This is a genomic window from uncultured Cardiobacterium sp. (assembly GCF_938028185.1).
Classification (GTDB): Bacteria; Pseudomonadota; Gammaproteobacteria; order Cardiobacteriales; family Cardiobacteriaceae; genus Cardiobacterium.
In genome coordinates, this window is sequence record NZ_CALJAH010000184.1 from 1 (window position 1) to 6,573 (window position 6,573).

Annotated in this window: 9 protein-coding genes; 4 read left to right on the plus strand and 5 right to left on the minus strand. The window is 59.7% G+C overall.

Features of this window, described 5'->3' with window-relative positions:
- Positions 1-1,158 (minus strand): threonine ammonia-lyase, biosynthetic (gene ilvA / locus Q0349_RS05315; RefSeq protein ID WP_298079841.1); only part of this gene is annotated, 1,158 nt, incomplete at its 3' end.
- Positions 1,159-1,188: 30 nt separating this feature from the next.
- Between ilvA and rpiA the strand changes: the two genes are divergently transcribed.
- Positions 1,189-1,845 (plus strand): ribose-5-phosphate isomerase RpiA, encoded by a 657-nt coding sequence (gene rpiA, locus Q0349_RS05320; protein ID WP_298079842.1) that lies wholly within the window; start codon positions 1,189-1,191, stop codon positions 1,843-1,845.
- A gap of 89 nt (positions 1,846-1,934) precedes the next feature.
- Complete coding sequence (gene rlmJ, locus Q0349_RS05325; protein ID WP_298079843.1) at positions 1,935-2,777, plus strand: 23S rRNA (adenine(2030)-N(6))-methyltransferase RlmJ; 843 nt, start codon at positions 1,935-1,937, stop codon at positions 2,775-2,777.
- Between the two features lie 50 nt (positions 2,778-2,827).
- Here rlmJ and Q0349_RS05330 read toward each other — a convergent pair whose 3' ends face one another.
- The 4 genes from Q0349_RS05330 to Q0349_RS05345 form a co-directional block, all read right to left on the minus strand.
- The gene (locus Q0349_RS05330; protein WP_298079844.1) at positions 2,828-3,613 is read right to left on the minus strand and encodes a ScpA family protein; all 786 of its coding nucleotides are present in this window, start codon (positions 3,611-3,613) and stop codon (positions 2,828-2,830) included.
- 73 nt (positions 3,614-3,686) lie between these two features.
- The gene (locus Q0349_RS05335) at positions 3,687-3,920 is read right to left on the minus strand and encodes a DUF3791 domain-containing protein (RefSeq protein WP_298079845.1); all 234 of its coding nucleotides are present in this window, start codon (positions 3,918-3,920) and stop codon (positions 3,687-3,689) included.
- 1 nt (position 3,921) lies between these two features.
- A complete protein-coding gene (locus tag Q0349_RS05340) occupies positions 3,922-4,170 on the minus strand; it encodes a hypothetical protein (RefSeq protein ID WP_298079846.1) in 249 nt (82 codons plus the stop codon).
- On the minus strand, positions 4,167-4,649 hold the full coding sequence (locus Q0349_RS05345) for a DUF3990 domain-containing protein (RefSeq protein ID WP_298079847.1): 483 nt from the start codon (positions 4,647-4,649) through the stop codon (positions 4,167-4,169). Before Q0349_RS05345 ends, Q0349_RS05340 begins: the two co-directional genes overlap by 4 nt.
- Before the next feature lie 192 nt (positions 4,650-4,841).
- Here Q0349_RS05345 and Q0349_RS05350 point away from each other — a divergent pair, with 192 nt between their 5' ends.
- Complete coding sequence (locus tag Q0349_RS05350; protein WP_298079848.1) at positions 4,842-5,486, plus strand: endonuclease III domain-containing protein; 645 nt, start codon at positions 4,842-4,844, stop codon at positions 5,484-5,486.
- 458 nt (positions 5,487-5,944) lie between these two features.
- The gene (locus tag Q0349_RS05355; RefSeq protein WP_298079849.1) at positions 5,945-6,448 is read left to right on the plus strand and encodes a GNAT family N-acetyltransferase; all 504 of its coding nucleotides are present in this window, start codon (positions 5,945-5,947) and stop codon (positions 6,446-6,448) included.
- Positions 6,449-6,573 lie beyond the last annotated feature (125 nt).

Here is a 6,573-nt window from a genome sequence, read left to right on the forward strand (position 1 = left end):
CGCGTCCAGTTGGGCGCGCCCCCCGCTCAGTTCGACGCCGACGAAGATTTGCGCCCGCGCCGCGCTTTGGTAGCGGTAGCTGAATTCGGTGACGTTGTGCGTACCAAGCAGGGTGCAGAAGTTGAGGAAGGTGCCGGGGATTTCCGGGATGGTGACGGCGAGCAGGCCTTCGCGCTGTTCGCCGATTTCGGTGCGCTCGGCGACGTAGCGCAGGCGGTCGAAGTTCATGTTGGCGCCGGAGATGATGTTAATCAGGGTGAGGCCTTTCGCTTCCTGCTGCGCCGCCCATTTCTTGAGACCTGCGGCGGCGACCGCGCCGGAGGGTTCGGCGATGGCGCGGGTGTCGTCAAAGAGGTCTTTCATCGCCGCGCAGATTTCGTCGGTGCTGACGGTGATGAAGTCATCGACGTGCTGTTTGATGAGTTCAAAGGTCAGCTCGCCCGGCATTTTCACCGCGACGCCGTCGGCGAAGATGCCGACCTGGTCGAGCGTCTGCCGCTTGCCGCCGCGCACCGCAGTGGTCATTGAGGCGGCGTCTTCCGGCTCAACGCCGATGACTTTGATGTCCGGCCGTAGTGCTTTCACCAGCACGGCGATGCCCGCGAGCAGGCCGCCACCGCCGCAGGGAACGAAAATGGCGTCAATGTGGTGCGGGTGCTGCGTCAGGATTTCCAGCGCGATGGTGCCTTGCCCGGCGATGACGTCCGGGTCGTCAAACGGGTGAATGTAGGTGTAGCCGTGCGCTTCTTGCAGTTCGCGCGCGTGCTGCGAGGCGGCGTCGTAGAAGTCGCCATGCAGCACGATTTCCACCTGCGCCCCGCCCAGACGGCGCACCGCGTCAATCTTGATTTGCGGCGTGGTGACGGGCATGACGATCACCGCGCGCATCCCCAAGCGGTTGGCAGAAAGGGCGACGCCTTGGGCGTGGTTGCCCGCAGAGGCGCAAATCACGCCGCGCGCGCGTTCGGCTTCGCTCAAGCGGTACATCTTGGTATAGGCGCCGCGCAGTTTGAAGGAAAACACCGGTTGCAGGTCTTCGCGCTTGCAGAGAACATTGTGTCCGATCCGGTCGGAGAGGCGCGGCATCGCGTCCAGCGGCGTCTTGGTCGCCACGTCATAAACCGGAGCGGTAAAAATTTTCTCGATATAATGCTGCATGCGTGAAATTCCTTAATAAAGAGGTAACAAATGGACCAAAACGCCCTGAAAATGCTGGCGGCCAAAGCGGCGCTGCATTATATCGAAGACGGTATCACCCTGGGGGTCGGCAGCGGCTCGACTGTCAATTGCTTCATCGAAGCGCTCGGTGCCGCCAAAATGCAGTTCGCCGACATCGTCACCGCCTCGGACGAAAGCACGCGCCGCCTCGAAGCATTCGGCTACCGCGTCAGCGATTTGAACAGCGTCGGCCGCATTGACGTGTACGTCGATGGCTGCGACGAAATCAACCCGCACAAGGCGATGATCAAGGGCGGCGGCGCGGCACTGACCCGCGAAAAAATCGTCGCCGCCTGCTCGGCCAAATTCGTCTGCATCATTGACGAAAGCAAACACGTTCCCGTGCTGGGGCGCTTCCCGCTGCCGGTGGAAGTCATCCCGATGGCGCGCAGCTTCGTCGCGCGCGAACTGGTCAAACTGGGCGGCGAACCGCGCTGGCGCGAAGACGTCGTCACCGACAACGGCAACTGGATTCTCGACGTGCATCACCTCGAAATCGCCGAACCGTACAAACTGGAAGAAGCGATTAACAACATCCCCGGCGTGGTCACCAACGGCATCTTCGCCCGGCAGGCGGCAGACGTGGTGATTACCGCCTACCAAAGCGGGCGGATTGGCACAAGCTGACCGCGCAGCAAAACCTCACACGGTGCGCCCCGGCGCACCATTTTTACATTCATGCTCCAGCACCGGACAGCCCGCCACACATCTGAACCATGCTCAGCTACCGCCACGCCTACCACGCCGGCAACCACGCCGACCTGCTCAAACACTACCTGCTCGCCCGCACCCTCGCCTACTACAACGAAAAACCCAAGCCTTACGACTACATCGACACCCACGCCGGCGCCGGATACTACGACCTGGGCGCCGCCCATGCCCAAAAAAACCGCGAATACCACAGCGGCATCGCCCGCCTGCACGCCGCCGCCGACCTGCCCGCACCGCTTGCCGCCTGGCGCGAACAAATGCGCGAATGGCAACCCGCGCCGGACACCTATCCCGGCTCCGCCTGGATTGCCGCCCGCGTTCTGCCCGCCCCCGGCAAACTGCACCTCTTTGAGCTGCACCCGACAGACTACGCCGCGCTGGATGAAAACCTGCGCCCGCTGCGCCTCGGTCGCCGCCTGCGCCTCCAGCGCGCCGACGGCTTCGCCGGGCTGATAGCGCTGCTGCCGCCCGCGAGCCGCCGCGCCATCATCCTCATCGACCCGCCCTACGAACAAAAAAGCGACTACCAGACCACCCTCGCCACCCTCGCCGCCGCGCACAAACGCTTCGCCAGCGGCAGCTATCTCATTTGGTATCCCTGCCTGCCGCGCGCGGAAAGCCGCCAGTTCCCTGTTGAGCTCACGCGCCAGTTTGGCGACAACTACCTGCGCGCCGAGCTGCACATCCGCGCGGCAAGCGGCGCGCACGGGATGCACGGCAGCGGAATGTTCCTCATCAACCCGCCGTACACCCTGCCCGCCGAACTGGAAACCGTGCTGCCCGCGCTGCAAACCCTCTGCGGCGAAGACAGCGGCAGTCGCTTCGTGCTGGAAGCGCACATTCCCTGACCGGCCGCCACAAAAAAAGCGCCAAACAGGCGCTTTTTTCATGACTACACTCACCCGCCGCGCAGGCGCACATTCACCGGGGCAAACAGCGCCGGTTGCTGCCATTCCAGCAACTGCGAGCGGTCCAGCTCCAGCATTGCCATCAGCGAAATCACCAGCCCGCCGCGCCCCTCGCCCGCATGACAGAATGACGCCAGCGACTGCCAGCCGTCATGGCGACGCAAACTCGCCTGCATCGCGTCCATCCGCTCGGTCAGCGAAAACTCCTCGCTCTCGACCTCATGCGCACGGCGCAAATCATGGCGTAGCCACAACTTGCGCAACATCTCCGCCAACTTCGCCGCATCCGCCGGCGGTTTCACCAGCGGTTGTGCCGCCGCGGGCGGCACGTGCGCCGACAGCGCCGTCCCGGCACCGACACGGGGTAACGCCGCCAGCGCCTCCGCCGCCTTGCCCGTCTGCACATAGCGCAACAACTGCTCCGCCAGCGCCGCACGCGGGTCGGGCGCCTCCTCCGTCTCCGCATCCGGCAGCGGTGGCCGTGGCAGGAGCATCCGCGCCTTAATCTCGGCCAGCGTCGCCGCCATCAACAAATACTCCGCCGCCAGCCCCATATCGAGCTGCTCCATCACCTCCAGATAAGCGAGATATTGCCCGGTAATCAGTGCCACCGGAATATCCAGCACATCAAAATGCTGCTTGCGGATCAAATAAACCAGCACATCCAGCGGCCCGGAAAACGTCTCCAACAATACCCGAAGCGCATCCGGCGGAATAAACAAATCCTTCGGCAACTGCGCCACCGGCTCGCCAAAAACCAATACCTGCTGTTCCATCCATTCATCCTGCGAAAAAGGCGCGCATTATACGCGCGCCCGCTGCCTTCAGACGATTTTGTCCGCCCTGTTTTTAATGGAACGGGCATTCTCTCTGCCGCTCGGCCATCAGCCGGTCAATATCGGCAAAGGCATTTTCCAGACGCTCAATATGATAAATGCCGTAGAGATCGAAAATGAAACGGGTCAGGTTCAGTTTATCCCATTGCTCCAGCACCCGATTGGCCGTGGTATCTTTCGCTTCGGCATAGCGCTCTATCAGATAAATGAAGAATTGCATTTCTTGGGAAAGCGTGGCTGTCGTCATTTCAGTATTCCGCGCGGATGTAAAGAGAATTGGCAGGGTCGCCGGTAATCTGCTCGCATTCCCACATATCAAAAACAATCAGCGGGCTGCCTTTGTCAAAGGCCAGCTCCGCATCGGCAAGCATTTGATAGGTTTTTGACTGGATGAACCTTCTGAAGGCCTCCTGTTCGGGCAGTCCGTATTTGGCGATGATTTCGCTGATAACGGCACGGTCAAAGTAATCGAGCGTCCTCGCGCTTACCTTGTTCATAAAATTTCACTCCCGTCAAATTCAAGAAATGCCAGGGCGGCAGGGGTGAGAAAAGCATATTGGTCGGTCAATCGCTGTGGCAATAACCGCCGGATGGCTTCTTCCCGGGTATATCTACCGTCGATATAGTCATCAATAACCGGCAGGGTGGCATCATTGGCAACCGGGCCGACAATCAAATCATAAGCGGCAACGGGCAGGGCACAGCGGTTGGCAACGACAAATTCGAGCCAGTCTTCGCCCGCTTCATGGAAATGTTTGACGCGCAGTCGGGAATTGTACGCCGTATTAAAAAGATAGCGGTTGAGTATGGCTTGTGCTGTGCCGCGACGGCGGGCGACCAGCCTTGCCCAGCGTATCGCCTGCTCCTGATCGCTGGTTAAATAGAATCCTGCGCCGAAATCCAGCGCGCGCAAACGCGGCAGGATTTCGGGCTGGCGCACTTCGGCATTGCTGCCGTGATAGAGGGATATTTTCATGTTTTTCATGAGGAGCAGTTGGAAAATCAGGCAAATATTCTTTTCAGATCTTTCAGTTTATGCTGTTCATACACTGCAAGCGGAGCCTATTTTAGAGATTTTGCGACGGGCGGGAAAGGTGCGAGTCGTCGCCAGAGCTGACAGAAATTGCGTAAAATATCGCGCCTGCCATTTTTCTGAAACATAAAACATATGACCGTATCTTCCCTTTCATTGCATGAGCGTCGCCTCGCCGTACTCAATGCGCTGGTTGCCCACCATGGCGCCCAACACTGGTGGGAGCATGAAAACCGCCTGCTTGACTGGGTTGCGACCATCCTTATCCAGCAAACCACCCAGGCGAATGCGGAAAAGGCACTAGCGAATCTGGAAGCCCGGCTGAATGCGCCGTGGTTGCATCAGGTAGCGTTATCCGAACTGGAAATGTTGATTCGTCCGGCCGGTTTTTACCGGCAAAAGGCGCGCTATCTGAAAAACCTGATGGTATGGTTCGCGCGTCTGGATTTCAATCTGGCTGCCTGCGATGGTATTCCCGATGATGAATTGCGACGCGAATTGCTCGCCATCAAGGGTATTGGTGCGGAAACCGCCGATTCAATGCTGCTCTATATTTTCAACCGTAAAGTCTTTATTGCCGACCAATATGCGTTGCGCCTGTTTCGGCGACTGGATTTGGGCAATTTCGGCAATTATGAGGCGATGCGCCGTGAATGCCAGTCTTTAACGGAGCACGCCCCGCTGGCACAATGCAAGGAATGGCACGCCTGTATTGATGTTCATGGCAAGGCATTCCGCTTGCAGAAAGATTTTGACGAATCTTTTTTGTTAGCAATTTAGGGGGGCGGTTTACTATTTGTTTTGGATGCAGTCGCTGACGCGGATGGTTTGCTGCCCCTACCCCGCTGCACAGCACTACTGTCGGCGCTTTGCATCAGGCTTTGCGCGAAGGTGATGAAGGGTGTGATGCTTTTTTGCGCAAGGGAGCCTGCAACCCTTTTTTGAGGGCACCCGGTTTTATTCTGGACAGTAGTGCTGCGGGGGATGGGGGCGGGGTTAGCTTGCATACCTCGAAGTTGATGCAGCGACCTTTCCATTTACATAAACTAACCTCGCCATCCTGTATGTATAGTATGTATAGCGATACTCACAAAGTTCTGTACAAGGCGCGCCGCCGAAGACAGTACAGATTAGTGCGGCGAAGCGGTGCAATGCTGTATAGGGCTTTGTGAGGATGGCTATAAACCGGATGCCCCACCCTACACGCCTCCCGCTGACAAACACCAACCAGGAATCCCATGACAGACATCACCATCCGCTCCGCCCGCGCTGACGAAGCAGCAACCCTCGCCGCCATCGAAGCCGCCGGATTCCCGCCCGCCGAGGCGGCCAGCCTCGAAAGCATCAGCGCCCGCCTGCGCGTCTTCCCCGAACAATTCTTCGTCGCTGAAGCGGACGGCAAGGCCGTCGGCTTCATCAACGGCTGCGTCTCCGACGTCCCCGACCTGCCCGACGCCTACTACCACGACGCCACCCTGCACCAGCCCAATGGCGCCTACGCCGCCGTCTTCGGCCTCGTCGTCCTGCCCGCATACCGCGGCCAGGGCATCGCGGGCAAACTGCTGCAACACTACCTCGCCACCATGCGCGCGCGCGGCAGACGCGGCGTCATCCTCACCTGCAAGGAGCACCTCATCCCGTGGTATGAAAGCCACGGCTTCACCAACCACGGTGTCGCCGCGTCCAGCCACGGCGGCGCGACCTGGTACGACATGAAAGCGATTTGGGATGACGCCCCGTGAACCAAACCCGCCGCCACGATCCCCCCTGTGGGGAAGGGGATAGCTCGCATATTCCGCCACCACAATTCCCCCTCCCCTGCAGGGCGCAGCCCGCAGCGGGCGGGCTCCCATTCAAAATGCGGACG

What these genes read in the sequence shown, in the direction of transcription:
- rpiA (WP_298079842.1), top strand. Translation starts at nt 1,189, where the DNA reads ATGGACCAAAACGCCCTGAAAATGCTGGCGGCCAAAGCGGCGCTGCAT.
- rlmJ (WP_298079843.1), top strand. Translation starts at nt 1,935, where the DNA reads ATGCTCAGCTACCGCCACGCCTACCACGCCGGCAACCACGCCGACCTG.
- Q0349_RS05330 (WP_298079844.1), bottom strand. Translation starts at nt 3,613, where the DNA reads ATGGAACAGCAGGTATTGGTTTTTGGCGAGCCGGTGGCGCAGTTGCCG.
- Q0349_RS05335 (WP_298079845.1), bottom strand. Translation starts at nt 3,920, where the DNA reads ATGACGACAGCCACGCTTTCCCAAGAAATGCAATTCTTCATTTATCTG.
- Q0349_RS05340 (WP_298079846.1), bottom strand. Translation starts at nt 4,170, where the DNA reads ATGAACAAGGTAAGCGCGAGGACGCTCGATTACTTTGACCGTGCCGTT.
- Q0349_RS05345 (WP_298079847.1), bottom strand. Translation starts at nt 4,649, where the DNA reads ATGAAAATATCCCTCTATCACGGCAGCAATGCCGAAGTGCGCCAGCCC.
- Q0349_RS05350 (WP_298079848.1), top strand. Translation starts at nt 4,842, where the DNA reads ATGACCGTATCTTCCCTTTCATTGCATGAGCGTCGCCTCGCCGTACTC.
- Q0349_RS05355 (WP_298079849.1), top strand. Translation starts at nt 5,945, where the DNA reads ATGACAGACATCACCATCCGCTCCGCCCGCGCTGACGAAGCAGCAACC.